We start from the raw sequence: 26,341 nt of genomic DNA on the forward strand, positions 1-26,341 counted from the left end.
AATGAGTAACCAACTAAAGTTTAAATAAAATATTAACGGGCATTATTAAATATTACATGAAACATCTAAAATTAACATTGGTATTATTGCTTTTTACTGTGCTAGGGAATTCGCAGAAAGAAACAAATGAATGGGAAAATCCACAAATAATTGATCGTAACAAAGAAGCAGGAAGGTCCTCTTTTGTGTTATATGATGATGAGGAATCTGCGCTTACAGATACACCTCAAAATTCAAAATATTACAAAAGTTTAAATGGCACTTGGCAATTCCATATTGTTAAGAATCCTGAAGAAAGACCAATGGATTTTTATAAGTCAGATTTAGATGTTTCAAACTGGAAAACCATTGAAGTGCCTGCAAACTGGGAAATGCAAGGTTATGATATTCCAATTTACACCAATATCGTTTACCCTTTTCCTAAAAATCCGCCTTTTATTGATGGCAATTATAACCCTGTTGGTAGTTATAGACGTACATTTACGGTTCCAACTGATTGGGATGGAAGTGAAGTGTTTTTAAATTTTGGCTCCATTTCTGGATATGCCCGTGTATTCCTGAATGGTAACGAGGTTGGAATGACCAAAGCGTCAAAAACTGCTGCCGAATTTAACATAACCCCATTTTTGAAAAATGACGAAAATTTGCTTGCTGTACAAGTTTTCCGTTGGCACGATGGAAGCTACCTTGAAGACCAAGATTTTTGGCGATTAAGCGGTTTGGAGCGTGATGTGTATTTGCAGGTTGCTCCAAAAAAAACAATTTGGGACTTTTTTGCAACCGCCAGTCTAGATGATACCTATACAAATGGTGTTTTCAATGTTAATGTAGATTTAAGAAAATTTGAAGGAAAATCTCCAAAAAAGCAAGTTGCTTCTATAAAACTTTTTGATGAGAATGGAAATGTGGTTTATTCAGAAGAAAAGAAAATTAAATCTTCCGATGCAAAAATTAATTTCGCTTCAACAGTAAATAATGTCTCAAAATGGAGTGCAGAAACGCCCAATCTCTATCGTTTGGTTTTAACACTATCGGATAAAAAAGGAACTCAGGTTGTTTCCAAAAAAATAGGATTCAGAAAAGTTGAAATCAAGGATTCCCAACTTATGGTAAACGGACAGCCATTGATGGTCAATGGTGTAAATCTTCATGAACACCACGGTACAAAGGGGCATACTCCTGATAGGGAAACGATGTTGGAGGATATCAAAATAATGAAGCAAAACAACATTAATGGGATTAGAATGAGTCATTATCCGCACGACCCTTACTTATACACCTTGTGTGATGAATTGGGTATGTACGTGGTAGATGAAGCCAATATTGAAACCCATGATATGGGTGCCGAATGGCAATCTTGGTTCGATAAAGGTAAACATCCGGCTTATTTGCCAGAGTGGGCACCGGCACATATGGATAGAATGAAACGCATGTTAGAGCAAAATAAAAACCATACTTCGATTATTATTTGGTCTATGGGTAACGAATGTGGAAACGGGCCTGTGTTTTATGATGGTTATAAATGGTTGAAAGAACGAGATAAAACCCGTTTTGTACAGTTTGAACAGGCTGGTCAAAATCCGAATACAGATATTGTAGATCCTATGTATCCTGGCATTGATCATATGAAAGATTATGCTAACGGTGATGATCCACGTCCTTTTATCATGTGTGAGTATTCTCATGCTATGGGCAACAGTAATGGTAATTTTCAAGAGTATTTTAATATCATGAAAATGAACAAAAAGATGCAAGGTGGCTTTATTTGGGACTGGGTAGATCAGGGTTTAAAAGCTGAAACACCGGATGGTAAAATGTTTTGGGCTTATGGTGGTGATTTAGGAGGTGAAAGCCTACAGCATGACCAAAACTTTTGTGCCAATGGTTTGGTATCGGCAGATAGAACTCCCCATCCGGCACTTTATGAGGTTAAAAAGGTGTATCAGGATATTTCTTTTTTACTAAATGATGATAACCTGGAAATAACCAATCACTACAATTTTACCAACCTAGATAATTATAACTTCAAATGGGTTTTAAAAGCGAACGGAAAAGTAGTTGGAGAAGAAGCTTTTGAAGTTAAAGTAGCGCCAAATGAAACAAAAGGAGTTAAATTAAATTTGCCAGTTTTGGAGGGTGATAAGGAATATTTCCTTGATGTTTATGCCTACACAAAACATGCGACTGAAACTATTCCCGAAAACCATGAAGTAGCCAGAGAGCAATTGAATCTTGACTCAGGTAATTATTTTGTTTCAAAAGCCAATATAGAGGGAAATATTGCCTTCAAAGTAAAAAAAGACATTCTTTTATTTTCAAATGATTTGGTTGAAGGGGAGTTTAATATAGCCACAGGTAAATTACAAAAGTTTATGGCCAAAGGCGAAGAGGAAACTATTGAGAATTTTCCAGAACCTTATTTTTGGAGAGCGCCCACAGACAATGATTATGGCAATGAAATGCCAAAAAGATTAGGTGTTTGGAAAAATGCACATAATAACTTAACGGTTGAAAAAGTTACTGTAGGAAAGAAAACAGATACTGGTATACCTATTAAAGTGGAGTTTGTCATTTCAGAATTGGATGTTCCATATACCGTTGACTATTTGATTCAAAACGATGGCTCAATAAAAATAACAGCCAGTATTGATATGACTTCCAAAGAGTTACCTGAAATGCCAAGATTTGGTATGCGCATGATTTTAGATGGTAGTTTTGATGGATTGACCTATTATGGAAGAGGTCCTTGGGAAAATTATTCCGATAGAAACACGGCATCTTTTGTTGGAATTTATAACGATGATGTTGAAAATCAATTTACTTGGGAGTATATAAGACCTCAAGAAGCTGGTTATAAAACAGACGTACGTTGGTTAAAACTAAAAAACCTAAACAACGAAGGTTTAAAAATTGTTGGCGAACAGCCATTGGGGTTTAGTGCATTAAATATGAGCACTGAAGCTTTAGATGGGGGAGAAAACAAAGCTCAAACACACCCCACAGATATTATTGTTGAAAAGGATAAAATATATCTTCATATTGATTTAAAACAACGTGGTGTTGGTGGGGATAATAGTTGGGGAGCCTATCCGCACAAACAATACCGTTTAGAGGATAAGCAGTATTCGTTTAGTTATATTTTAAGACTATTTTAGTAAAAAATTTGTACTGGATTAGCATGGTCATTATTTAATTTTCAAGAATTTTGCTTCTATCTTTGCATATATTTATAATTGAATTTTATTTCCAACTTAAACTAAATGAATACAGAATTAGTACAACAGGTAAAGTCCCGATTTCTCGAATTATATAAAAAGGAACCCATTCTTGTTTTTTCACCCGGAAGGATAAATATTATAGGCGAGCATACCGATTACAACGATGGGTTTGTTTTTCCAGCAGCGGTAGATAAAGGAATTGCTGCGGCCATCGAAAAAAGTGATTCTGGAAAATCAACGGCCCACGCTTTAGATTTTGAGAGTACAGTGGAATTTAATCTGGATAAACTAAAACCTTCTAAAGAAGGAAGCTGGGAAAACTACGTATTTGGTGTGGTTGCAGAAATTCAAAACAGAAACAAAGTTGTGGGCAATTTTAATATCATGTTTGCCGGCGATATTCCTGCAGGTTCCGGCATGTCGTCTTCTGCAGCTTTAGAAAATAGTGTGGTTTTTGGTTTGAATGAACTTTTTAATCTGGGCCTTTCAAAACACGATATGATATTGATTTCGCAAAAGGCGGAACATAATTACGTGGGCGTAAATTGCGGTATTATGGACCAATATGCCAGCATGTTCGGTATTGAAAATAATGCGTTGCTTTTGGATTGCAGAACTGTGGAATCCAGACCCTATGAAATCGATTTTAAGGACCACCAATTGATGCTTATCAACACCAACGTAAAGCACAGCCTATCTGATAGTGCCTATAATGACCGACGTTCGGCATGCGAAAACATTGCAGGATTGTTGAATATCAAAGCTTTACGGGATGCCACTGAAAGTGATTTATTAGCTGTAAAAGATAAGGTCACTCCAGAAAACTACCAAAAGGCACTCTACGTGATTCAAGAAAATGATAGGGCCGTTAAAGCTTCAAAAGCGATAGAGGAAAATGATTTGGAAACCTTGGGGCAACTGATTTATGCTTCGCATGATGGTTTGTCCAATCAATACAAGGTAAGCTGCGATGAATTGGATTTTCTTGTTGATTTGGCCAAATCAAACCAAGAGGTATTGGGCGCCAGAATGATGGGCGGTGGTTTTGGTGGCTGTACCATTAACCTAGTATCAAAAACGGAAGCCAAGGCATTTGCAGATGCTGCCTCAAAAGCATATCGAAATCAGTTCAACAAGGATTGTTCGGTATATTTTATCCAACTTTCACAAGGTACACATACCGTTAATTAACCAACCAAAAATTAAAATCCATCATGGAAAATACAGATTTACAGGATTATTCACATAAGCGATTTAATATACTAACTGGCGAATGGGTTTTGGTTTCACCACATAGAGCCAAACGACCATGGCAAGGGCAAAATGAAGCGGTATCCAACGAAGTACGTCCGTCTTACGATGAAACCTGTTATTTGTGTGCCGGTAACACCAGAATTAACGGCGAGGTTAACCCAAAATACGAAGATGTATTTGTGTTTACCAACGATTTTGCAGCACTTCAAAGTGACTCTAAAACTTTTGAGGTTAACGATGGATTATTGATTGCGCAAAGCGAAACGGGAATCTGTAAAGTGGTTTGTTTTAGCCCAGACCATTCAAAAAGTTTGGCCGATATGGAACCGAAGAATATTAAAAAAGTCGTTTCTACTTGGCAAAAGGAATACAAAGAACTTGGCGACAAACCAAACATCAATTACGTTCAGATTTTTGAAAACAAAGGAGCAGTAATGGGGTGTAGCAATCCGCATCCGCACGGACAAATCTGGAGCCAGTCTACATTGCCGAATGAAGTTGATAAAAAGAACACGCAACAGTTAAACTATTACATTAAAAATAAGAGTAGTCTTTTGGGGGATTATCTAAAGCAGGAACTGGAAAAGCAGGAGCGCATTATTTTTGAGAATGACAGTTTTGTAGTTTTAATTCCGTTTTGGGCGGTATGGCCTTTTGAAACTATGATTGTTCCTAAAAAGCACCAAACCAATATTTTGGAAATGAACGATGCTGAGGCCATGCAATATGCAGAAGCTATTTCTGTAATTACTAAGGCTTACGACAAGTTGTTTAATACATCATTTCCATATTCCAGCGGAATTCACCAATCACCAACAGATGGCAATGAAAATAAACATTGGCATTGGCACATGAGTTTTTATCCGCCATTGCTAAGAAGTGCCACAGTAAAGAAATTTATGGTAGGTTACGAAATGTTTGGTTCACCACAGCGAGATATTACTGCTGAAAGTGCCGTTAAATTGATAAGGGCTTTATTGTAAAACAACCCGTCCCTGCTAACATTAAATATGAAACATGTTAAAGAAGAATGGTTGAAGGCTTTCCCCAACCTTTGTCCAACTGGGAGTAATAAGTTTTTTGAAATTTTAGGGCCTATGATTGTTGGAATTGAGTTGGTAAAATTATCATATGGAGACGAATATAGACCTTATATGGTAGTGTCTTCCTTTTGGAATACTGGAATTATAAAGAATAAACTTGAATCAGATTTTAAAAGAAGGATTAGTACACCTAATATTTACAGTAGTTTAACTCATTCTGATGGTCGAGGTTTCAATATAGGATATTATGACACTAGTCTAATAAAAGAGGCTTCTTCACAAATAAAGGAACGGTTTTTGCCTCTTGGACAAAATGTAAGTATCAATACGTTTTTTAATTATTTAGATTTCTATAAGGATTCATCTAAGCAGGCACAAACCTCGGCGGGCGAAGCTCGTTTGTTGGAATTTAAATATTTAGTGGCAAAATATTCTGATGATGAAAATTTGTCGAATCAAATAATGCAGTGCATAGAAACAGGCCGTAAAGTTTGGGATATGGAACATTTTGAAAAATGGATAGGGAATTATGATGCTTGGGTTAAAAAATTAGAGAACATTTCAAGGAATGAACTGCTTGATGTTGTAAATAAGTTTAAGCTTAATTCACAAATAAAGAAATTGCACGATTACAAATTAATGATCAATTAACCCTATTCTTCGAATTTTTTTAACATCTAAATAAATAATAAGTAGTTCAAGTAAGTGTTATCAGCAATGGTAAATTAATAACTCACCCTTCTAATTCCTGAACCTTTTATCTTAAAACTGATGTCTCCATTATTAAGAACTTTCAGGTTTTTAATGGGTATCAGTTCTTTGTTCGTCCACTTTTCACCAGATTTTTTCCAAAGCATTAAAGAGGCATAGGTTTTTGATTTGGATGAATTTGATGATTCATTTTTAACAACATTTATAACTTTGCTTTCGGCGCTTTCAGGGTGAAGGTTTTTGGTTTCACCCACTTCGGTATTATCCCATCCCAACAAAGGCACCATAGCCAATTGGTATTTGCCATTGTCGATTATGGTAACCTCGTGGTCTTTAATTTTTTGTTTCGTAGTTATAATATTTTTATCTAATTGTGGTAAAGCATAATGCCCTAAACGCATTTCAATAAGTTTATCACTTGCATTTTTATCTACTCTTAGAATACCATTGGCTAATGGGATATCGGCTAAATGAAATTTAATGTTTTCATCGGTTTCAAGTGTAACATCTCTGTAATAAATCCCATTTTCGAATTTTTTAAAATCGTATAATCTGAAAGCTTCCCATGTATTATTTTTGTTTTTTATCACATAATTCATTGCCACTTCACCATTATCGCCATCGGCTTGCCACGGAAATGCGCTGTTGTATGACAGTCGGTTGTAATTTTCGGTTGAGCGGAATTTTTGCCAATCGTCCTTCACTTTTTCATGGCACCATGCACGTATTTCGGAAGCCCCAATATTTGGATAATCGGTTATAAGGATTTCTGAAGCCTCTTGGTAATTGTTGTAAACTTGGTCTTTTTTAAAATCTGTGTCCCAAGCGCCATTGTTTTCTTTTGCCGTCCAAAACGGATTGTCATCTGGAACCAACAATCCTAAAAATGCCTTACCCATCCAGTACACGCTTCCGCGGCAGCTGTAAACTTGCACAGCAGGCTCAAAGGCGCCATAAAACCCGAGAGTAGGGACGTGGTCTTTCATAAAATCGGGGTGTGTAAAAAATTGTGTGATAACGCCAGATGAAATGCGGCGCATCCAACCAAAGTTGATGTCTTTTTTGTTTTCCTCAAAACCCATCAAAGGAAATGGAATAATGGAGCCAATACGATAGCTGATGCTCCTTCCGTACATAATCATTTTACCATCTTCACTAAAGAGATAGGGGTAGTTGTATTTTAAATCGCTAAAGTTGTTTTTAAACTTTTGGGAAATTTCAGGATAATACTTGTTTCCAAAATATTCAGACCAAACCATGCCGTACATTTGGAAAGCCCACATGCTGTAGTAGTCGTAGGCGGGACTATCGTTGTACCACCCTTGGCCACGGTAGTGGGTTAAGGATTTTTCCAGATACTCAACCAGTAATTTTTCGTTAACCGAATAACCATGTTCCTTGAAAAAACTCAACACAAAAATGTTGAAAAACTTCCAATTGGAGTCTACCGTTGGACCATCGCCGTAACTTATCATAGTTTTAGCCAAAGCATCTTTTTGCGATTGGGGCAGTGGTTCCCATAAAATTTCTGGAGCAATGAGCATAGACACAGCCAAGGCTCCAAATTCCACCAGATTTTGACTTGGACCTTCGTTTTTCGCACGAGGAACAATATAAGATTCGCTTTCAGAATCAATTAATTTTCCAATTTGGTATCGATAATATTCGGCTACGTTTATGTGGTTGATAACCAAATTTGGCTGTTCCTTTAAAAGAGGAGCGGCAACAAAAAGCGTTCTACAAAGGCCCTCTAATTTTTCGGTAGGCACTCTACCTTCATCATGTGGATAACTTTTCCCTGGTTGCTTTGGGAATTTCATCGGGTCGTCCAAAGTATTGATGTAGCTAAAAGCACCTTCTAACAAATACATGGCGGCATCTTTCCAATGTTGCTTGGTCATACCTGTGTATGGACTTAGCTTATAATCTGGATTTTTAATTTTAAAAACTTGCCCATTTTTTGTTTGTTCTTGGGCATATAGCGAAGAAACAAAAAAGATTATGGGCAGTAATCTACCCATAAATCCAATTAGTTTTAAAAATGAAATTTTAACCTTATCCGTCATAAAAGTTGAGTTTAGCTTATAGCTTAAATTTCAATGCAGTGCCAGGAACATTTAGTTCTTCAGTTCGTTTACCCGGTGCAGCTCCTGAAACAGTAAGTGTATATTCACCTTTTAATAATTTTGAGGAACCATCCTCTTGAATGGTTTTTAAGAGTTCAGGTGACATGTTAAAAGTAACAGTTTTTGTTTCATTGGCTGCAATTTTTACTCTTTTGAAATCGACAAGACTAGATAAAGCAAATCCTTTGCCTGAAGCTGGCGTGGATACATAAACTTGAACCACTTCTTCAACAGGCATATCACTACTGTTAGTTAAACTGACTTCTACTTTTAAAGTTTCCTTACCTTTAAATCTTTTGTTTAATATTTTAGCATTGGCATAAGTAACTTCACTATAAGTAAGTCCATAGCCAAATGGATACATGATATTGTCTTCCATGTACTTGTAGGTACGACCATTCATGGTATAATCTTCAAAACCTGGAAGTTTTTCTACGCTCACAGGAAACGTTATTGGCAGTCTTCCTGAAAAGTTTGAATCGCCAAACAACAAATCGCCCAAAGCATAACCTCCACCTTGTCCAGGATACCATGCCATAACCACCGCGTCTGCAAGTTCAGAAATCTCCTTAACATCAATAGGGCTACCTCCTGTAAGCACCACAACCACTTTGTTGTTATTGTCTTTAGTTACATTTCTTAAAAACTCCATTTGATGCTCTGGTAATTTAATGTCTTCTTTATCCCCTCTATGGGCCGAAGCAATGGCATCACCTTCTTCACCTTCTAAAGCACCTGAAATTCCCATTACCACAATACAAACTTGGGCACTTCGGGCTTCACCTAAGGCCCAATCCATAGAATTCACGCTTTTCATATAAGGTAAAAAACCTAATTTGTAGTTAATACTGGTTCCGTCGCTTACCTTATCAACAATACCCTCTAAATAGGTACTGTAGCTATTTGAAAGTCCAAAATAATTACCCATCATGGAGAATACATCTGTAGCATGTGGGCCAATAACATACATGTTTTTAACGTTCTTGTTAAGAGGAAGCGTGCCATCATTTTTTAAAAGTACCATACTTTTTTCGGCAGCTTCTTGGGCAACTAAGGCGTGTTCTTTTGAAGCTATTACTGAGCCAGAAATGTCACTATATGGTGATTCATCAGCATCAGTTAAAATTCCAAGCTTTAATCTGGTCATCATCAATGGCATCAATGCTTCGTCTAAATCTTTTTCAGTTAACAATCCTCCTTCAACGGCTTTTCCCAAGTCATTAAAAGCCCATCCACAATTCAGATTCAAGCCACTTTTAATGGCTATGGCCGAAGCTTCTGCCATGCTTTTAGCTATTTTATGGCCTGTAAAAATATCGGCAACGGCTCCGCAATCGGATACTATATAGCCATCAAACCCCCATTTTTCACGTAGTGTTTCTTTTAAAAGGAAAGGGCTTCCCGATGCACTTTCTCCATAAACGGCATTGTAAGCGCCCATAACGCCTTCAACATGGCCTTCGGTAACCAATTTTTCGAATGCAGGAAGATAAGTTTCATACAAATCTCGTTTAGATGGATTTACGTTGAATTCGTGACGCAACTCTTCAGGTCCTGAGTGCACAGCATAATGTTTGGCACAAGCGGCCGATTTCAAGAAAAATGGATCTTCGCCTTGGAGGCCTTTTACAAACGCTGTCCCGATTTCCCCACTCAAAAATGGGTCTTCTCCGTAGGTTTCTTGTCCACGGCCCCATCTGGGGTCCCTAAAAATATTCACGTTAGGGGACCAAAAGGTCAATCCTGCATAAATACTATAGTTGTTAATTTTTTGAGCAGCATTAAATTTTGCCCGCCCTTCTGTAGCAATAATATCACCTATTTGTTGAACCAATTTAGTGTCAAAAGTGGCGCCTAAACCAATGGGCATAGGAAATACAGTAGCTCTACCATTTCTAGCCACGCCGTGTAAGGCCTCATTCCAATAATCGTATGGTTTGATTCCAAGATGCTCAATGCCTGGAGCCGCATTCATTAATTGCTTGGTCTTTTCCTCAAGAGTCATTTTGGAAATATAAGATTCAGCCTTTTGCTTCATCTGAATTTCAATATCTGAATTTTGCGAGAAACCAGCGGCAAACGTTAGTAATAGAAGTGTTAATAGTTTAGTTTTCATTTTTTATTTTTTATTTGTTTGTTGTTTTAATTGAAAATTATTCTGAAAGGGGTGATATTCGATATAACCCTGCTCCGTGATAGTTTATCACCGGAGCAAACTCTGTCCCAGAAAAAGTTCCCATATCTTCTTTATTCCATAAATCGCGGATAACACATTTATTGGAAAAACCTAGAACCTCTAAATCAACGGGAATTGCAGTTGGTTCTTCGTTTGAGGGTGTTGGGTCTTCGGTTGAAACCATAAACTCAACGGTAGTGCCTTCTTTAACATTGGTTCCTGCTATATCTAACCCTGCAAAGGCCGTAAAACGCACACTGTTTTGTGGCAGTTTATAATGGATGATGGATTGCGAATGGGTACCGATACCATTTTCATATTCAATTCCTTTTATATTTAAAATACCACCAGAAACACTTTTGTTAATACCAACAGTACCCCAACCAGCAAAGGCTTTTTCCCAAGATAAATCGGTAAGTTTAATAGTTTTTCCATCGGCCAAATGTACTGTTGGGTTAATCCAGTTGGCGTGGTCCCAAGAATAGCCATCACCTCCATCATTGACAATTAGGTATAAATCTTCACTTTCTTTAGGTAATTCAATATCGATATCTTCACCAAATCCGTCAGTTAAATGAGATACAGTACCACTGCGGTATAATAGGTTTTTAGTCGTAATGAAACCATCACCTGCACTATTGAATACGGCAACAAATTTATCCTTACTATCTGGGTCATCAGCGATCCAGCTAATAAGGTCATTTTCATTAAACCATTGCTTGTTGTTAATTGACTTGCCATGAACCTCTAAAACTTCTTTGTTGGTCAATAATGAATTTGTGAACTCATCATTATCGGGTAAATTACCACCAAACATAAGTGGTGATTTGAACATGGTCCACAAGGTCATTAGAGTATATTGCTCATCTTTAGTGAATTTTGTGTAGCGGTTTGTAGCGCGTTCACCTCTTATAAATTTGCCCAAAGGAAGCATATCGGCATCTGGCCATGCGCCTTGGGAAATATACGGCGCCCATTCTGCACATTTTTCAAATGAATAATTTAGCTGAGACCAGTTGTCCCAAAAATCATCGATGGTGCGCCACATGTTTGCGTTTGCTGTTGCATGGGCATGTTCTTCAATAGGCGTTGCTCCGGGAGACATGCTTAAAACAATAGGTCGCCCGGTTTGGTCAATGGCCTTACGAATCATTTCAATCTCATTGGTGTGATATGGGCGTGAAAGGTCGTCTACCTTTACAAAATCCAATCCCCAAGAGGCGTACAAATCGAAAATGGAGTTGTAATATTCCTGTGCACCTGGTTTTTCTCTCACAACGGTGTAATTGTCTTGAAGCCAAGTACATTCATATTCCGTAGAGTAAATATCTGCTGCAGTTTTGTCGGTTCCTTTAATAGGCAATTTATTGAGAACAGCTTCTTTTGGAACTCCACGCATAATATGGATGCCAAATTTTAATCCTAAGCTGTGAATATAATCCGCCAGTGGTTTAAACCCAGAACCGTTAGCTGCAGAAGGAAACCGTTTTGGAGACGGCATATACCTTCCATATTCATCTATTACAAAATCTGACTGATCATAGGCATTGTAATGACCTGTTGTTTGATTCTCAACATACCAACGGATATCGACAACTACATATTCCCAACCAAAATCTTTTAGGTGCTTCGCCATGTAATCTGCATTGGCTTTCACTTCATCCTCAACAACAGAAGGTCCAAAACAATCCCAACTATTCCAACCCATCGGTGGCGTTTTTGCCCAGTCTTTAAAGTTTGTTTTTTCGTTTCTATTGTTACAAGCTACCAGAACTAGCACAATAGCCGTTAATTTGAAAAGTTTAATTAATTTCATTTTTAAGTTTATTTGATTTCAGTTTAGTTGTTATGTTGATTATTGAATATTCTAATTTAAGGATCGATACATTTCTGAGGCAGCCAACAAAAATGCACCAACACCAAAATCTGAAGTTGAATTTACATCTACTACTTGCCCTGGAATTGCTTTTTCCCCAATGGGCTGTACATATCCTACCGAGCCATTTTCTTGTAAAGCTACTTCTGTTAAATAACTCCAGGATTTTTGTACTATGGGTAAATATGTTTCTTTGTTCAAAATGCCATTGTTTATGCCCCACAAAAAGCCAAAGGTGAAAAATGCCGTTCCGCTTGTTTCAGGGCCAGGTGCATGCTCGGGGTCTAAAATACTCCGTGTCCAATACCCTTCATCTTGTTGGGCATTGGCTAATGCTTTGGCCATTTTTTTAAATCGGACTATGTATCTTTCTTTTTGTTCAGATTTGGGTAAATCTTGAATGATTTTGGCATATCCGGCAAATATCCAACCATCACCGCGTGCCCAAAAATCCTTTTTACCATTAACACTTTTGTGCTTTGGATAAACATACTTTACATCTCGATAATAAAGGTTTGCGTCATCATCCCACATAATGCTATTGGCATAACCTAAATATTCATCCAGTTTTTTTAAGTACAGATCGTTTCTTGTAACGTTGTATAGTTTCGTCATTACTGGCATTACCATATATAAACCATCAACCCACCACCAATAATCGTTTTTTTTGGTGCTCATTTGGTATTCCATGACTTCCAGGGCACGGGCGATTTTGTTTTCATCATTTGCTCCAGTAAAGTTGTAAAGGTCTATGTATGTTTGAAAGCATATTTGCCAATCGCCAAATAGTACAAAATCATCGCTTTCGCCGTAAGTGTATTTCCAATTTGATTTGTCTTCGGATTTTGCTCCAATCCATTTGTTATGCTCGGCCCAAGCTAGTGAATAATTTAAATAGTCCTGATTTTTAGTGACTTTGTAGGCTTCCATGTTCCCTGTGTGATAAGCTGAAACATGCCAAAAGGCATTGCCAGGCTCTGGATGCGTTTTTTGCCAATGGCTATTGACTTTTTCAATAATTGAAAGAACATCTTCTTTTTTTTGATTAGTTAGGCTATTATCCCTTGTTTGTTCTGCACTGACAACAGAATTTGTTTTAGAAGCTGAGCCGCAATTAAGAAAAAGAAAAGAAATTGTAGTAATGTAATAAAAGAGAAGGTTGGCCTTTAAATTCATGGTTATGATTCGTTCAAATATCGTGTTTAGTTTATAATTTTAAAATTAGTTGGTAAATAAGAAATGAATTCTCAAAAAATTGAGTTAACACTTAAAAGTGCATCACAAATTTCTATAATCATAACAGATTGGGTAGGGTACAAATTGGTGGAAAAAAGGGCAATATTTGCCCATATGTTAAAATTAGTGATAATTTGCCAATAATTGAATGGTTTTGTTGGTATTCAAAATTGTTTTAAGAGGAGTTGCATTATAAAATTTTTGGAAGGCTTACGGAAAGTATCAATTGCATTTAAACTCTATTTTTAGTCGACCTTTAAGATTTCAATTCGTTTTTTAAGTAGGCTAAAATCTATCCAATAAATATCTCCACGGTCATTGCTACCTCTATGAAAAAATAGATACTTTCCATCAGGTGATAAACTGGGACACATTTCCGTTTGGTCTGTGTTTACTTCAGGTCCTAAATTTATGGCATCTGTCCAAATGCCGTTTTCGTTGAAGCTGATGTATAAATCGCTATCTCCATATCCTGAATCACTTTTAGCATCATAAATGATGTAACTTTCATCTGGAGAAATATATGAATGGGCAATATATTTTCCATTGAAGTTTATTGCATTTCCCATTCTTTTAATGCTGTTGTATTTACCGTTTTCATTTATTGAGTTATAAATCACCCAGTCTTCAGGTTTGTCTCCTTTTTCCCCTGTGGTAAAGTATAAATTCCCGTTTTCTGAAGAGGTTAGGTACATAATAATGGACCTGTCGATAAAAGGTTTTTCTAAGGGAATTGGTTGTTCCCAGCCATGCTTACTTTTTTTACAATACCATTGGTGTAATCCAGATGCTTTGACTGTATCGTTAAGTGGTCTGGTACTTCCAAAATAGAGTCTATTTCCTGTGGGGTCAATATGGGGTTCAAAATCCCATCCTTTATTTGGTTTGAAAAAAGCCGGTTTAGGATTTGACCATTTACCATCAACTAAAGTCATGGTATAAATTTCATTGTCCTTATCTGGTTTTCGTCGTGTAAAAAACAGTTCGTCCATTTCAGGGCTGAAAGTAATTGCGAATTCAAAATTGTTTGTAGAAATAATACCTTTCCCAAAAACTAGTGCGGTATTGGTCGGTATTTGATTGTCAAGCAAAGTAAGATTTGACTTTTCATTTTCCGCACACGAAGTAAGGATGAGAATTGAAAAAGTAAAAAAGCATAAGGTTTTTTCGAATGTCATTTTATTACAGAATTACTTAATTGATTCTATGATTTGAGGAATAGTTGCAAGCTTGTAGGAACAGTAGAGGGCATTTACAAAACTTTTCATAAAGCAATATACTTTTAAAAAATCTAAAAGTAGATTTTTGTAAATGCCCAATAACTAATTCTTATACAGTGTTGGTTATATTTGATTGGCTTCAACTTGGTTCCAAATACCAGTTTTTGCAGTTTCTTCGGCATATTCTGAAAATGTTTTTGCTTTTCGCTTTAATACTTGTTCAATGCCATCAGTAATCTGTTGATTTTTTGGATTGGTCAATACATGACTGAATAAATACTCGATTAACCAAATAACATCATTGGGTAATTGCATTTGTTCCATTCCTTCTACATACTGCTCCAAAGTAATATCGTAAAAATTTAAAGTTGTATTACTGGCTTTTGCAATGGTGTTGACTATGTCTTTAAAAGTGATTAGCTCAGGGCCCGTTACTTCTACGATTTCTCCATTATAAGTATCATCCAATAATACGGTAGCTGCTACTTCGGCTATGTCATTTGCATCTACAAATGGTATTAAAACATCAGCCATTGGTAAAGCAACTTCACCTGAAAGGATTGGCTCTAAAAAGAAGCTTTCGCTCCAATTTTGGTTAAACCAAGAGGCTCTTACAATGGTGTAATCCACTCCAGATTCCATTACAATTTTTTCACAAGCCTCTGCCTCGGTTTCACCTTTTCCAGAGAGTAATACGATTTTTTTTACGCCCAATTCCTTGGCTAAATAGGTTAAACTTTCAATGGCTTCTTTAGCTCCAGGAACGGCTAAGTCTGGGTAATAGGTGACATACATTTTTTCTATGCCATCCAAGGCTTTTACCCAAGTGTCTTTATTGTTCCAATCGAAACTTGGTGTTGCACTTCTTGAGCCAATTCTTGGTTGAATTCCTTTGTTTTGTAATTGTTCTACTACTCGGCGACCAGTCTTACCAGTCCCTCCGATAACTAAAATGTTTGTGTTCATAATGAATCGTTTTAAAATAATTTTTGAATAAATGTTGCTATGAGTAATAGGATGAATGAAATCATACCTGAAATTGTTCTTATGTTATGGTAATGGTTCCATGAACCTTCGTAATAAGTCCTGAAATCCCTTAGGTCTAATGAGCTTAATTGAGTAATGTCCAATGCCTCTAATGCATTGTTTAATGGCACATTTCCAAGGGCTGTAACGCCAAAGGTGCCAACTAGGTAGACGATTGTTGATGCCAAGACCAACCAAAATACTGGTTTGTTGTTAAACTGTAGGGAGGTATTAACAATCAATGCAATTAAGCTTCCAAAAAACACAACAAAGAATACAGGATTTAAGATTTCTCTATTGATGTTTTGCATGGTTTCCAAGTAATTGAAATCACCTACTTTTTTTGTTCCTAAGATTACAGAAACTGACCAGGCGAAAAAAAAGCCTGCTGAAAGTGCGTTCAATAAAATGGTGGTGAAAAATATAATGGTTTTCATTTTTTGATTTTTTTAGTTTGATAATTTCCGAAATACAATACGATGAAGAAAAACTCAACCATAATGATGTAGAACATAGGGGCTTTAAAGAATTCTATATAACTCCCACCGGCAGGAATAACGAATACAGGAACGGTTATGAGTACATCCAATAAAGCCGCCGTAACCACGAATATGAGTGCCAATGCGGAGGGTTTCATTTGTCCTTTTCTGTAGAACAAATAAGTTCCTAAACAAGCACTGGGAATGATGGCTAATACCAATACAATGTTGGCTTGTTGCTCTGGATTTTCCAAAATGGGAAGGTAAAACGAACTTAAGTAAAAGCTTACGCCTAAAATCCAGACTAAAAAGGCACATGTAATGCTAAATAGTTTATTGTTAATCATAATTTTTTGGTTTTTTAATTATGATACAAATCTATAGCGCCTGTAAACCAACGGCTTATTCAGAAAGAATTATGATTTATTCGAAAAGAATTTTACACTTGGCTGGGTCTGTAGCCGAACTTTTTTTCAAAGGCATTCGAGAAGGAGCCTAAACTATCGTAGCCAACAGCCCAAGCAGCTTCTTGAATGGTTTTTTGCTCATTCTTGATTAAGTTGTGGGCTTTTTTCAAGCGTTCATTTTGAAGATACTTAAAAACAGGAACACCAAACTGCGCTTTGAATTCTATTTTAAGTTTATTGGTATTGGTGCCAATTTTATTGGCGAGTTCTGTTAAGGAAGGAGGATTTTCTAAATCAGACAACAAAATTTCTTGGGCTTGATAAATCTTTTCAAGATTAGAAGTATCTATTTCACTGGACTTTTGACTTGCCAACTGACCAAAATAATGAGAAAGCAAAGCAGTCATATGGCTTTTATAGAACATCATTTTAATTTCACCTTGGTAAGTGTTGCTAAAAAACTGTTCTACCAATAGAAACATTTCTGGGGTCATGTTGAATACGGGACCTTCTACATAATGGTCTTTTGGATATACCAATTGTGTTAAAAATTTTTCTAGAAATTGACCTTCACCATTAGGTAACTTGTCTAGATTTCTAATTGTAGTAGCGATTACCAAACATTGTAACGGTTTTTGTTCAGAAACATGATGCTCAAAGGCAACATGTTCATCGGCATAAAATGAAAGTACCATGCCTTTGGTGTGATGAAACTCTTTGGTTTTTTTCCCATATTTAACTTTAAGGCCAACATCACCTGCACCGTAAAAAGCAATGGCAATAACCGGTTCATCAAAATAGCACGAATCTACCAAAGCTTTATCCGTTGAAGCTTCTTCCAATAAAATAGTAAAATCGTTGATATCAATTATTTCGCGATTCATTTATTTATGTATTAAACCATTTAGTTTAATTGTTTTCAGCGTGTTTGTCCATGATTTCATTGTCCGTCAATCAGTTAAGATTTTCCGATAATGTAACCAAGATAATAAAAGCTTTAGGATTTTCCGAATGAATGAGCAGAAGCGTTAGCCAAAACCAGGTCTGGCAACTTTAATTTGTTTAAAGACATAAAAAAACGGCTCAGAGAAAATCTAAACCGTTAATTTTTAAATACTTTAATTATGTAGCGAGAGGGGGGCACGATCCCCCGACCTCCGGGTTATGAATCCGACGCTCTAACCAGCTGAGCTACCTCGCCTAATTTGAGGCTGCAAATATAAAAACAATATTGTTGTGAGCAAACCAAACTCAGGGAAAATATTCTTTAAAATTATTGTTTTTCTTATCAATTTATGTATATATTGGGCAATATTAATTTCAAAATTGCTTATGGACGATAAAATTAGATTTGATATAGAATTTCCAATACATGCATCTCCTCAATTACTCTATCAATATATTTCAACGCCTTCAGGTTTATCCGAATGGTTTTCAGATAATGTAAACTCTCGCGGTGAAATGTTTACCTTCATTTGGGATGGCAGCCAAGAGAAAGCCAAACTATTGAACAAAAAAAGTGGTGAGCGTGTGAAATTTAGATGGCTAGCCGATGAGGAAGATGAATTGAGTTGCTATTTTGAAATTCGAATTCAAGTTGATGAAATTACAAAAGACGTTTCATTAATTGTTACTGATTTTGCTGAAGAAGATGAAATTGATGAGGCCAAAATGCTTTGGGAAAATCAAATATCCAGTTTAAAACAAGTGCTTGGCTCGGCATAATCAAAATAATATTTTAAATTATCTTTGTCCCGTTTTAAAATTGAATTTAGCGGGATTTTTTTATGATAAATTTTAACGGAGAACTTTTAGGGGAGCACACTATTTTATCAACCAAAAATAGGGGATATGCCTATGGTGATGCCCTTTTTGAGACTGTAAAGGTAGTTAATGGAAAAATATTATTTTGGGAAGACCACTATTTTAGATTGATGGCCTCTATGCGCATTATGCGCATGGAAATACCGATGAGTTTTACCATGGAATACTTAGAGGAACAAATCATTAAAACTCTCAATGCCAATGCATTATTAAATTCATCCTCACGTGTTAAATTAATAATCCATAGAAATGAAGGTGGGCTCTACACTCCCGAAACCAACGCTGTAAGTTTTGTTATTTCTACCAGTTTTTTAAAAGATGATTTTTACTCAATAACTGATGGCTTTTATGAGATTGATTTGTTTAAAGACCACTATGTTTCGCCAAGTTTGTTGTCTACATTAAAGACCAATAATAAAGCCTTAAATGTTGTGGGTAGTATCTATGCCAAGGAAAATGGTTTAAATAATTGTTTGTTGTTGAATACCAATAAGCAAGTGGTTGAAGCATTAAATGGTAACGTTTTTATTGTGAAAGGTAACAGTATAAAAACCCCTCCTTTAAGTGACGGCTGTTTAAAGGGCGTCATGCGAACCCAAATTTTAAACATAGTAAAAGAGCTTCAAGAATATGAATTGGTTGAAGAATCTGTTTTGCCTTTTGAACTTCAAAAAGCAGATGAAATTTTTATAACTAATGTTATTAGTGGAATTCAACCCGTTAGTAAGTATAGAAAAAAAGAATTTGGTAATGAAGTAGCTAAATTACTGCTTCAAAAGCTAAAGGTTAAAATAAGGTTGAACTAGTTATAACTTGGGTTTTCTGGGGCGTTGGACCAAATGCTGTATTCGCCACCAAGTTCCAACATTTTTTCTTTCCAAAAGGTTTCATAATCCTTTTCTATGATATCTTTTTTGTAGATATTCTCAGTAACCACCCATGAACTTGCTTTAAGTTCATTTTCGAGTTGATGAGAATCCCAACCAGAATAACCAAGGAAAAACTTAATGTCATTTTCCTTGATGGTATCGTTCTTTATAAGCTCTGCAACCTTAGTAAAATCTCCACCCCAATAGATGCCCAATGAAATTTCAATACTGTTAGGTATTAACTGTGGAACTTTATGGATAAAATATAAATTATCCTGTTCAACAGGGCCGCCATTGTAAACCTTGAAAGTGGCTTCTACCTCTGGTATTAAATCGTTGATATTGTATTCTAGGGGTTTATTTAAGATAAAACCTATGGAGCCTTCATCTGAATGATCTGCCAATAAAACTATGGATCGGTTGAATGAAACGTCTCCAATTATTGCAGGTTCCGCGATTAGTAAGTTCCCTTTTTTTGGTCTTATTGTTACCATATTGTGAGGAATTAGTAACTAAATCTAATATTTATTTATTAAAAATGCAACTGTTTAATGCATATATAAAAAAAGCCTTCATGTTTGTGAAGGCTTTTTCTATTTTATTTAACTGTAAATAATTAGTTTACGGCATTAGATAAATCTGATCCTGCTTTAAACTTTACAACTTTTTTAGCTTTAATTTTGATAGTTTCACCAGTTTGAGGGTTTCTTCCTTCTCTAGCTGATCTTTTAGAAACTGACCAAGACCCAAAACCTACTAAAGAAACTCTGTTTCCTTTTTGTAAAGCACCTTCAATTTCAATTAGCGCGCACTCTAAAGCTTTTTTTGCTGCTGCCTTAGTAATTCCTGCGTGTTCCGCCATTGCGTCGATTAAATCTGTTTTGTTCATAATATAAAATTTAATTATTAATAAATCGGTTAAACATTTTGTTAAATCCTCTACAAATTTATACGGATTATGCAACCATGCAAGTAACTGCAAGGGAAATGCGCAGTTTTGTTGATAACTTGGAGCATTTGTTAATAAAGGAAAGGTATTTCATCGAGTTTTTTAGAATATCAGTGTTAACAAGGGTTTACAGCATTTTGGCATTTTCTTCAAAGGCATATCCGTTTAATAATGATTTTACATCCATCGTCCGTTTTCCTGGAAGCTTAATTTCATCAATTATTATGTATCCTTTCCCTACGGCAATCTTTAATTCGTTTTTGGAAGATACAACGGTACCTACTGTTAAGGAATGGCTAGTATAAGCTTTTTCAGCTTGGTAAATTTTGATATCCAATTCGTCATCTCCATTTTTTAATGTACACCACGCCCCAGGATATGGACTTAGACCACGTATTTGGTTGTAAATGTTTTCCAGTGAATTTCCCCAATCTATTTTACAATTGTTTCTATTGAGCTTGTAAGCCGTTTTAATTTTTTTAGTTTCTTTTTGGGGAGTGGTTTCAACATGTCCTTTTTCAATAAGCGCAACTGTTTTTAAAACCAATCTACTACCTATTTCCATCAATCTGTCATGAAGGCTTCCAGCATTTTCATCTGGCTCAATGGCTATTTCTTCTTGAAGAATCATATCTCCGGTGTCTATTTCTTCATCAATAAAAAAGGTTGAAACCCCTGTTTTGCTTTCACCGTTTATTATGGCCCAATTTATGGGTGCTGCGCCCCGATAGTTTGGCAACAATGAGGCATGCAAATTAAAAGTACCATATTCTGGCATCCGCCAAACCACTTTGGGCAGCATTCTAAACGCTACCACAATTTGAAGGTTGGCCTGTAATGCTTTCAGTTCGGAAATGAAATCTTCGTTTTTTAAATTGGTTGGTTGTAAAATGGTTAAATTTTTAGACTTCGCATATTGTTTTACGGCACTTTCGTTGAGTTTTCTACCACGCCCAGCCGGTCTATCGGGTGCAGTGATCACCCCAACAATGTTATGGTTGTTTTCAACCAAAGCTTTTAAAGTGGCTACCGCAAAATCCGGAGTGCCCATAAATACGATTCTTAAATCCCTCATAAATGGCTTAGTTTATATGTGTTTGTTGGTGTAATGGTAATAATTTGATGCTCTAAAAGCAATTTTAAAACAGTTTTTAATTCAGTTTCATCGCAGTTTGTATTTTCTAAAATGCTTCGTGACGATTGGTCTCCATTTTCCAATAATTGGATTATTTGGTTTTTCAAGGAAACTTTAGGTTGGCTTTTTTCCACTTGCTTTGACTGAATACAAACCGAGCAAATGCCACAAGGTTTTGTGTCTTTTTCACCAAAATAAGCCAATAGTTGCTCACTTTTGCAAATTGAATCATTTTCAACATAATCTAGCATGGCAGCCACTTGTTGTTGCTTTAACGTGTTTTGTTGCTCAATTATAGAGGCTATTCTGTTGATGGTTTTGTCGTCTTCACGCGGTTCAATAAAGGTGATTTGCGCATCGGTTTTAGCCAGGTTTAAAGTAATAATCTCGTCATGTTCCAGTTTTTGTAATGTGTTGACAATTTTATCTTCACTTATTCCGGTTTTCTCGGCAACCTTACTTAAATCTATTTTGGTGATGTTATCAAAAACGCCACCGTACATTCTCAATATTGACTTTACAAGAATATCTAAGCCTTTATTGGTATCCAAATATCTAAAAAGGGTATTGTTTGGAGTAAGAAACTGCAAAGTTACCTTGTTTTGAAATTGCCTTGAAAGCGAGATGATGCTATTTCTATCTAAAATCAACAACGCATTGTAGCATAATATGCTATTGAAATTATAGGTTTTGCAAAAGGTGTTGAAATCAAAATCGAATGTTTGGTATTCGCCCTCTCCGTAGGATATCTGAAAATAGGTACTCAGTTTTCTGTAGACCTGTTTTACTAAATCAACCGAAGGCAAAACGCTCAAAAATTGGTTTTTAACTAAATCTTTATCACTATTATTTTTTAAAATAACAGCAAAGGCTTTTTCGCCGTTTCGACCAACCCTACCAGCTTCTTGATAATAGCTTTCAATACTTTCGGGCAAACTAAAATGAACAACGGTTTTCACATCTGGTTTGTCTATGCCCATTCCAAAGGCATTTGTGGCTACCATAACCTGGTTTTGGTCATTAAGCCACGAGGTCATGTTCGTTTCTTTCTCGGCATTTGAAAGTCCTCCGTGGTAATTGGTGGCACTGATTTTTTTGGATTTTAAAAAGTCTCGAAGTTCAATGGTTAGTTTTCTATTTCTAACATATACTATGGATGACTTTTCATGTTTTTTCAGAATGCTTTCCAGCCTGTAGTATTTATCATTTTCATGAAAAACCATATAGGCCAAATTAGACCTAAAAAACGACTGCTTGAATATTTTAGGGTTAATAAAATCCAGTTCTTTTATAGTATCAGCAATAACTTCTGGACGGGCTGAAGCTGTTAGCGCCACAACATTTACTGTTGTTTGAAGCTGCCTTAATATGGCGATGTTTTTGTAAGCTGGCCTAAAATCGCTGCCCCATTGCGATATACAATGCGCTTCATCAACAGCAATTAAATTTACATTCATCTGTCGGATTCTATCTTGAACCAATTCTTGTTGCAAGCGTTCCGGTGATAAGTATAAAAACTTATAATTTCCGTAAATACAGTTGTCTAAAAGCGTATCCAATTCGTCATAACTAATACCGCTGGTGATAGACATAGCTTTAATGCCTTTATCTTTTAGAGCCTGTACTTGGTCTTTCATCAATGCGATTAATGGTGAAATGACAATGCAAATGCCATTTTTTGCCAAAGCCGGAATCTGGAAACACAACGATTTGCCACCGCCCGTGGGCAGGAGTGCAAAGGTGTCTTCTCCAGAAATTACGGCATTTATAATATCTTCCTGTAAAGGTCTAAAAGAGGTGAAACCCCAATAACGCTCAAGTATTTGCAAAGGGTGCTCCATCTTACAGGTTTAGCGATTTCAGAATAAAATCTGTTCGGTTATCAACAGTATCAAAAGGCACATCCACCAAATTATAGCCAAATTTTTGGTAAGTGTTTACTAAATGTTCGTGGATTTGCAATGCTTGGTCAAAATTTTCATATCGTTCGTTGTCACTCGTGTAAATATCTCGCCAAGGTTTTAAGATAAAAACTCGGTGGTATCTTAAGTTATCACAAGCGGCAATAAATCTTTCGGGGTAGGTGTCACCGATATAATCCATATAGGCAATAATATCTGGAATGCCCCGGTCAAAAAAAATGGTTTCATTTTTATAAATATCGGCATCGACAAACTGCTTCCGTCTTCCTTTTAAAAGCATATCACTAAACAGCAATGGGTTACTTAAAAACAATTGGTCTACACCTTGTTTTTTTGCATCTAAGGTTACTTGTCGCGAAATTTCTTCAAGACAGGTGTGCCCCTTTTTGATTAAATCGTTGATTAATGTCGATTTTCCTGTTCCTGGCCCACCAGTAATAACAATCTTTTCAGTGTTCAAATCAGCTATATTTGCTGTAAAATTCGGAATTTAACTTCTATAAAAAAAATGGAAAGTAAACCGTATATTTGCAATAGAAAAAATGACTATGGGTGCACCTTCAAATTCTGATGAATTCTACGAAAAGTTAAAATCTCAGCTCTATGCCAATAATAGTTGGCCAGCAGAATACTTATATAAATTTATAGTGAAGTCTGATGTCGCTAAAATTGCAAAATTGGAAGCCATTTTTGATAATATGGGGGCGGTAATTAATACAACCGAATCTAAAAATGGAAATTATACAAGCATTTCGGTAAACCTTTTGATGAGAGATCCAGAAGGCGTAATTGAAAAGTATCAGGAAGTTGCAGAAAAAATTGAAGGCGTAATTAGTCTTTAATATTTTTTTGTATTTTGCCCAAGCACAAAAACTACATGCAAAACATTAATCTTTACACATTTTATTTTGATTGATAATCTAGAATATAACACAGAGCGTGAACATTTAATCATTCCCGAATATGGGCGCCACATGCAGAAAATGATTAATTACGCCAAAGCCATTGAAAGCAAGGAAGAACGTAATAAAGTTGCAAAAGCCATAATTGCAGTTATGGGTAACATGCAGCCGCATTTAAGGGATGTGCCGGACTTTCAGCATAAACTTTGGGACCAACTTTTCATCATGTCTAATTTTGAGTTAGATGTGGATTCTCCTTTTGAAAAGCCTACCAAAGAGCTTTTTGAGGAGCGCCCAGAACCCTTAAATTATCCGCAAAACCACCCAAAATATCGTTTCTACGGAAATAATATAAAAACCATGATTGACGTGGCAAACACATGGGAAGATGGCGATTTAAAGGAGGCTTTGATTTATACCATTGCCAACCATATGAAAAAGTGTTTTTTGAATTGGAACAAAGATACCGTTGAAGATGATGTAATCTATGATCATTTGTTTGAACTTTCTGGAGGAAAAATAAATTTGAAAAATTCTGATGAAGATTTATCGGATGCTTCGAGTTTAATGCGTTCAAAAAATAAGTTTTCAGGAAACAAAAAAGGGGGGCACCATCACAAAAAAGGTTCAAATAAAAGAAAGCGCTACTAACAGGTATGGGAACATTTAAAATTGAAGGTGGCCACCGATTAAAAGGGAGCATTCAACCCCAAGGTGCAAAAAATGAAGCATTACAAATTTTATGTGCTGTACTACTTACTTCTGAAAAAATAACAATCCACAACATCCCAGATATTGTTGATGTCAACAAACTTATCGAGTTGCTCAGAAAATTGGGTGTTAAGATTGAAAAACTAAAAAGAGGCAGTTATACCTTTCAGGCTGATGAAGTCAATTTAAGTTATTTGGAGTCCGATCAATTTAAGGTTGATGGCCGTGGTTTGCGGGGCTCAATCATGATTGTTGGACCCTTATTGGCGCGTTTTGGAAAAGGCTACATTCCTAAGCCCGGTGGGGATAAAATTGGTCGTAGAAGATTGGACACCCATTTTGAAGGATTAATAAAACTTGGGGCAAAATTTGGTTACAGTAGGGAAGAACAGTTCTACGGTGTTGAAGCGAAAAAATTAAAAGGAACCTATATGCTTCTTGAGGAAGCTTCAGTTACTGGTACGGCAAATATTTTGATGGCGGCTGTTTTAGCTGAAGGTCAAACAACCATTTACAACGCGGCTTGTGAACCTTATTTACAGCAATTGTGTAAAATGCTGAATAGAATGGGGGCCAAGATTAGTGGCGTTGGTTCCAATATGTTGATTATTGATGGTGTTGATAGCTTGGGAGGGACTGAGCATACCATGTTGCCCGATATGATTGAAATTGGTAGCTGGATTGGTCTTGCGGCCATGACAAAAAGTGAATTGACAATTACCAATGTGTCTTGGAATGATCTGGGATTGATTCCTGAAACATTTAGAAAATTGGGCATTACCGTTGAAAAACAAGGAGACGATATTCATATTCCAGCCCATACTGATGGTTACGAAATACAAAGTTTTATTGATGGCTCCATTTTAACCATTGCAGATGCGCCGTGGCCAGGGTTTACCCCAGATTTGTTGAGTATCATACTTGTTGTTGCGACTCAAGCACGTGGAAGCGTGTTGGTTCATCAAAAAATGTTTGAGAGCCGTTTGTTCTTCGTGGATAAATTGATTGATATGGGAGCCAAAATTATTTTATGTGATCCACACAGAGCAACTGTTATTGGTCATGATTTTAAATCGACTTTAAAAGCCACAACAATGACATCACCTGATATTCGTGCGGGAGTATCGTTACTTATTGCTGCACTTTCAGCAAAAGGAACGTCAACTATCCAAAATATTGAGCAGATTGATAGAGGCTACGAAAATATTGACGAACGGTTACGGGCTATTGGTGCAAAAATTGAAAGGATAGCCTAAT

At 36.3% G+C, this 26,341-nt stretch carries 23 protein-coding genes and 1 tRNA gene; 9 read left to right on the forward strand and 15 right to left on the reverse strand.

Annotated elements, in window-relative coordinates; all coding sequences use genetic code 11:
* Window positions 1-56: 56 nt before the first annotated feature.
* From lacZ to WJN01_RS06745, 4 genes are all read left to right on the forward strand, one after another.
* Window positions 57-3,155 (forward strand): beta-galactosidase, LacZ type, encoded by a 3,099-nt coding sequence (gene lacZ, locus WJN01_RS06730; RefSeq protein WP_445196388.1) that lies wholly within the window; start codon window positions 57-59, stop codon window positions 3,153-3,155.
* A gap of 105 nt (window positions 3,156-3,260) precedes the next feature.
* On the forward strand, window positions 3,261-4,409 hold the full coding sequence (galK, locus tag WJN01_RS06735) for a galactokinase (RefSeq protein ID WP_445196389.1): 1,149 nt from the start codon (window positions 3,261-3,263) through the stop codon (window positions 4,407-4,409).
* 23 nt (window positions 4,410-4,432) lie between these two features.
* Entirely contained in the window at window positions 4,433-5,455 is a 1,023-nt protein-coding gene (locus WJN01_RS06740; protein WP_445196390.1) for a UDP-glucose--hexose-1-phosphate uridylyltransferase, read from the forward strand.
* A gap of 27 nt (window positions 5,456-5,482) precedes the next feature.
* Complete coding sequence (locus WJN01_RS06745; protein WP_445196391.1) at window positions 5,483-6,166, forward strand: hypothetical protein; 684 nt, start codon at window positions 5,483-5,485, stop codon at window positions 6,164-6,166.
* Between the two features lie 74 nt (window positions 6,167-6,240).
* Here WJN01_RS06745 and WJN01_RS06750 read toward each other — a convergent pair whose 3' ends face one another.
* From WJN01_RS06750 to WJN01_RS06795, 10 genes are all read right to left on the reverse strand, one after another.
* On the reverse strand, window positions 6,241-8,292 hold the full coding sequence (locus WJN01_RS06750) for a DUF2264 domain-containing protein (RefSeq protein WP_445196392.1): 2,052 nt from the start codon (window positions 8,290-8,292) through the stop codon (window positions 6,241-6,243).
* A 16-nt stretch (window positions 8,293-8,308) separates the two neighbouring features.
* On the reverse strand, window positions 8,309-10,468 hold the full coding sequence (locus WJN01_RS06755) for a glycoside hydrolase family 3 C-terminal domain-containing protein (protein WP_445196393.1): 2,160 nt from the start codon (window positions 10,466-10,468) through the stop codon (window positions 8,309-8,311).
* A 37-nt stretch (window positions 10,469-10,505) separates the two neighbouring features.
* Window positions 10,506-12,344 carry an NPCBM/NEW2 domain-containing protein gene (locus WJN01_RS06760; protein WP_445196394.1) on the reverse strand — a complete coding sequence of 613 codons (1,839 nt, stop codon included), beginning with the start codon at window positions 12,342-12,344 and terminating at the stop codon, window positions 10,506-10,508.
* Between the two features lie 51 nt (window positions 12,345-12,395).
* Window positions 12,396-13,580 carry a glycoside hydrolase family 88/105 protein gene (locus tag WJN01_RS06765; RefSeq protein ID WP_445196395.1) on the reverse strand — a complete coding sequence of 395 codons (1,185 nt, stop codon included), beginning with the start codon at window positions 13,578-13,580 and terminating at the stop codon, window positions 12,396-12,398.
* Between the two features lie 305 nt (window positions 13,581-13,885).
* Window positions 13,886-14,818: a TolB family protein gene (locus tag WJN01_RS06770; protein ID WP_445196396.1), complete on the reverse strand. Its 933-nt coding sequence runs from the start codon at window positions 14,816-14,818 to the stop codon at window positions 13,886-13,888.
* Between the two features lie 165 nt (window positions 14,819-14,983).
* The gene (locus WJN01_RS06775) at window positions 14,984-15,826 is read right to left on the reverse strand and encodes an SDR family oxidoreductase (protein ID WP_445196397.1); all 843 of its coding nucleotides are present in this window, start codon (window positions 15,824-15,826) and stop codon (window positions 14,984-14,986) included.
* Window positions 15,827-15,837: 11 nt separating this feature from the next.
* Complete coding sequence (locus WJN01_RS06780) at window positions 15,838-16,323, reverse strand: anthrone oxygenase family protein (protein ID WP_445196398.1); 486 nt, start codon at window positions 16,321-16,323, stop codon at window positions 15,838-15,840.
* Complete coding sequence (locus WJN01_RS06785; protein ID WP_445196399.1) at window positions 16,320-16,712, reverse strand: DUF5367 family protein; 393 nt, start codon at window positions 16,710-16,712, stop codon at window positions 16,320-16,322. The genes WJN01_RS06780 and WJN01_RS06785 overlap by 4 nt, the downstream gene beginning before the upstream one ends.
* Before the next feature lie 92 nt (window positions 16,713-16,804).
* Window positions 16,805-17,656, reverse strand: coding sequence for a helix-turn-helix domain-containing protein (locus WJN01_RS06790; RefSeq protein ID WP_445196400.1), 852 nt, complete (start codon window positions 17,654-17,656; stop codon window positions 16,805-16,807).
* A 243-nt stretch (window positions 17,657-17,899) separates the two neighbouring features.
* Window positions 17,900-17,973 (reverse strand) — tRNA-Met (locus WJN01_RS06795).
* A 131-nt stretch (window positions 17,974-18,104) separates the two neighbouring features.
* On the opposite strand from WJN01_RS06795, the gene WJN01_RS06800 reads away from it, so the two are divergent.
* Window positions 18,105-18,497 (forward strand): START-like domain-containing protein, encoded by a 393-nt coding sequence (locus tag WJN01_RS06800; protein ID WP_445196401.1) that lies wholly within the window; start codon window positions 18,105-18,107, stop codon window positions 18,495-18,497.
* 62 nt (window positions 18,498-18,559) lie between these two features.
* Complete coding sequence (locus WJN01_RS06805; protein WP_445196402.1) at window positions 18,560-19,402, forward strand: aminotransferase class IV; 843 nt, start codon at window positions 18,560-18,562, stop codon at window positions 19,400-19,402.
* Here the strand turns inward: WJN01_RS06805 and WJN01_RS06810 are convergent.
* The 5 genes from WJN01_RS06810 to WJN01_RS06830 form a co-directional block, all read right to left on the reverse strand.
* A complete protein-coding gene (locus WJN01_RS06810; protein ID WP_445196403.1) occupies window positions 19,399-19,959 on the reverse strand; it encodes a YqgE/AlgH family protein in 561 nt (186 codons plus the stop codon). The two genes, WJN01_RS06805 and WJN01_RS06810, sit on opposite strands and share 4 nt — an antisense overlap.
* A 122-nt stretch (window positions 19,960-20,081) precedes the next feature.
* Window positions 20,082-20,354: an HU family DNA-binding protein gene (locus WJN01_RS06815; RefSeq protein ID WP_370479812.1), complete on the reverse strand. Its 273-nt coding sequence runs from the start codon at window positions 20,352-20,354 to the stop codon at window positions 20,082-20,084.
* Between the two features lie 187 nt (window positions 20,355-20,541).
* Window positions 20,542-21,489: a methionyl-tRNA formyltransferase gene (gene fmt, locus WJN01_RS06820; RefSeq protein WP_445196404.1), complete on the reverse strand. Its 948-nt coding sequence runs from the start codon at window positions 21,487-21,489 to the stop codon at window positions 20,542-20,544.
* Window positions 21,486-23,390 (reverse strand): RecQ family ATP-dependent DNA helicase, encoded by a 1,905-nt coding sequence (locus tag WJN01_RS06825; protein ID WP_445196405.1) that lies wholly within the window; start codon window positions 23,388-23,390, stop codon window positions 21,486-21,488. The genes fmt and WJN01_RS06825 overlap by 4 nt, the downstream gene beginning before the upstream one ends.
* A 1-nt stretch (window position 23,391) precedes the next feature.
* A complete protein-coding gene (locus tag WJN01_RS06830; protein ID WP_445196406.1) occupies window positions 23,392-23,931 on the reverse strand; it encodes an AAA family ATPase in 540 nt (179 codons plus the stop codon).
* Window positions 23,932-24,019: 88 nt separating this feature from the next.
* Between WJN01_RS06830 and WJN01_RS06835 the strand changes: the two genes are divergently transcribed.
* From WJN01_RS06835 to murA, 3 genes are all read left to right on the forward strand, one after another.
* Window positions 24,020-24,313, forward strand: coding sequence for a DUF493 domain-containing protein (locus WJN01_RS06835; protein ID WP_445196407.1), 294 nt, complete (start codon window positions 24,020-24,022; stop codon window positions 24,311-24,313).
* 66 nt (window positions 24,314-24,379) lie between these two features.
* Window positions 24,380-25,024 (forward strand): DUF4290 domain-containing protein, encoded by a 645-nt coding sequence (locus tag WJN01_RS06840; protein WP_445196408.1) that lies wholly within the window; start codon window positions 24,380-24,382, stop codon window positions 25,022-25,024.
* A gap of 5 nt (window positions 25,025-25,029) precedes the next feature.
* Window positions 25,030-26,340, forward strand: coding sequence for a UDP-N-acetylglucosamine 1-carboxyvinyltransferase (murA, locus tag WJN01_RS06845; protein WP_445196409.1), 1,311 nt, complete (start codon window positions 25,030-25,032; stop codon window positions 26,338-26,340).
* Window position 26,341: the final 1 nt, after the last annotated feature.

Origin of the sequence: Tamlana sedimenti, from assembly GCF_038148895.1 — a bacterium.
Lineage (GTDB): Bacteria > Bacteroidota > Bacteroidia > Flavobacteriales > Flavobacteriaceae > Tamlana.

Bases quoted from the DNA above. Each gene is read 5' to 3' on its own strand.
- lacZ (WP_445196388.1), top strand. From the start codon at position 57: ATGAAACATCTAAAATTAACATTGGTATTATTGCTTTTTACTGTGCTA.
- WJN01_RS06770 (WP_445196396.1), bottom strand. From the start codon at position 14,818: ATGACATTCGAAAAAACCTTATGCTTTTTTACTTTTTCAATTCTCATC.
- WJN01_RS06780 (WP_445196398.1), bottom strand. From the start codon at position 16,323: ATGAAAACCATTATATTTTTCACCACCATTTTATTGAACGCACTTTCA.
- WJN01_RS06765 (WP_445196395.1), bottom strand. From the start codon at position 13,580: ATGAATTTAAAGGCCAACCTTCTCTTTTATTACATTACTACAATTTCT.
- WJN01_RS06810 (WP_445196403.1), bottom strand. From the start codon at position 19,959: ATGGTAACAATAAGACCAAAAAAAGGGAACTTACTAATCGCGGAACCT.
- WJN01_RS06775 (WP_445196397.1), bottom strand. From the start codon at position 15,826: ATGAACACAAACATTTTAGTTATCGGAGGGACTGGTAAGACTGGTCGC.
- WJN01_RS06745 (WP_445196391.1), top strand. From the start codon at position 5,483: ATGAAACATGTTAAAGAAGAATGGTTGAAGGCTTTCCCCAACCTTTGT.
- WJN01_RS06755 (WP_445196393.1), bottom strand. From the start codon at position 10,468: ATGAAAACTAAACTATTAACACTTCTATTACTAACGTTTGCCGCTGGT.
- WJN01_RS06785 (WP_445196399.1), bottom strand. From the start codon at position 16,712: ATGATTAACAATAAACTATTTAGCATTACATGTGCCTTTTTAGTCTGG.
- WJN01_RS06825 (WP_445196405.1), bottom strand. From the start codon at position 23,390: ATGGAGCACCCTTTGCAAATACTTGAGCGTTATTGGGGTTTCACCTCT.
- WJN01_RS06790 (WP_445196400.1), bottom strand. From the start codon at position 17,656: ATGAATCGCGAAATAATTGATATCAACGATTTTACTATTTTATTGGAA.
- WJN01_RS06835 (WP_445196407.1), top strand. From the start codon at position 24,020: ATGGGTGCACCTTCAAATTCTGATGAATTCTACGAAAAGTTAAAATCT.
- WJN01_RS06800 (WP_445196401.1), top strand. From the start codon at position 18,105: ATGGACGATAAAATTAGATTTGATATAGAATTTCCAATACATGCATCT.
- WJN01_RS06805 (WP_445196402.1), top strand. From the start codon at position 18,560: ATGATAAATTTTAACGGAGAACTTTTAGGGGAGCACACTATTTTATCA.
- WJN01_RS06815 (WP_370479812.1), bottom strand. From the start codon at position 20,354: ATGAACAAAACAGATTTAATCGACGCAATGGCGGAACACGCAGGAATT.
- WJN01_RS06740 (WP_445196390.1), top strand. From the start codon at position 4,433: ATGGAAAATACAGATTTACAGGATTATTCACATAAGCGATTTAATATA.
- fmt (WP_445196404.1), bottom strand. From the start codon at position 21,489: ATGAGGGATTTAAGAATCGTATTTATGGGCACTCCGGATTTTGCGGTA.
- murA (WP_445196409.1), top strand. From the start codon at position 25,030: ATGGGAACATTTAAAATTGAAGGTGGCCACCGATTAAAAGGGAGCATT.
- WJN01_RS06750 (WP_445196392.1), bottom strand. From the start codon at position 8,292: ATGACGGATAAGGTTAAAATTTCATTTTTAAAACTAATTGGATTTATG.
- WJN01_RS06760 (WP_445196394.1), bottom strand. From the start codon at position 12,344: ATGAAATTAATTAAACTTTTCAAATTAACGGCTATTGTGCTAGTTCTG.
- galK (WP_445196389.1), top strand. From the start codon at position 3,261: ATGAATACAGAATTAGTACAACAGGTAAAGTCCCGATTTCTCGAATTA.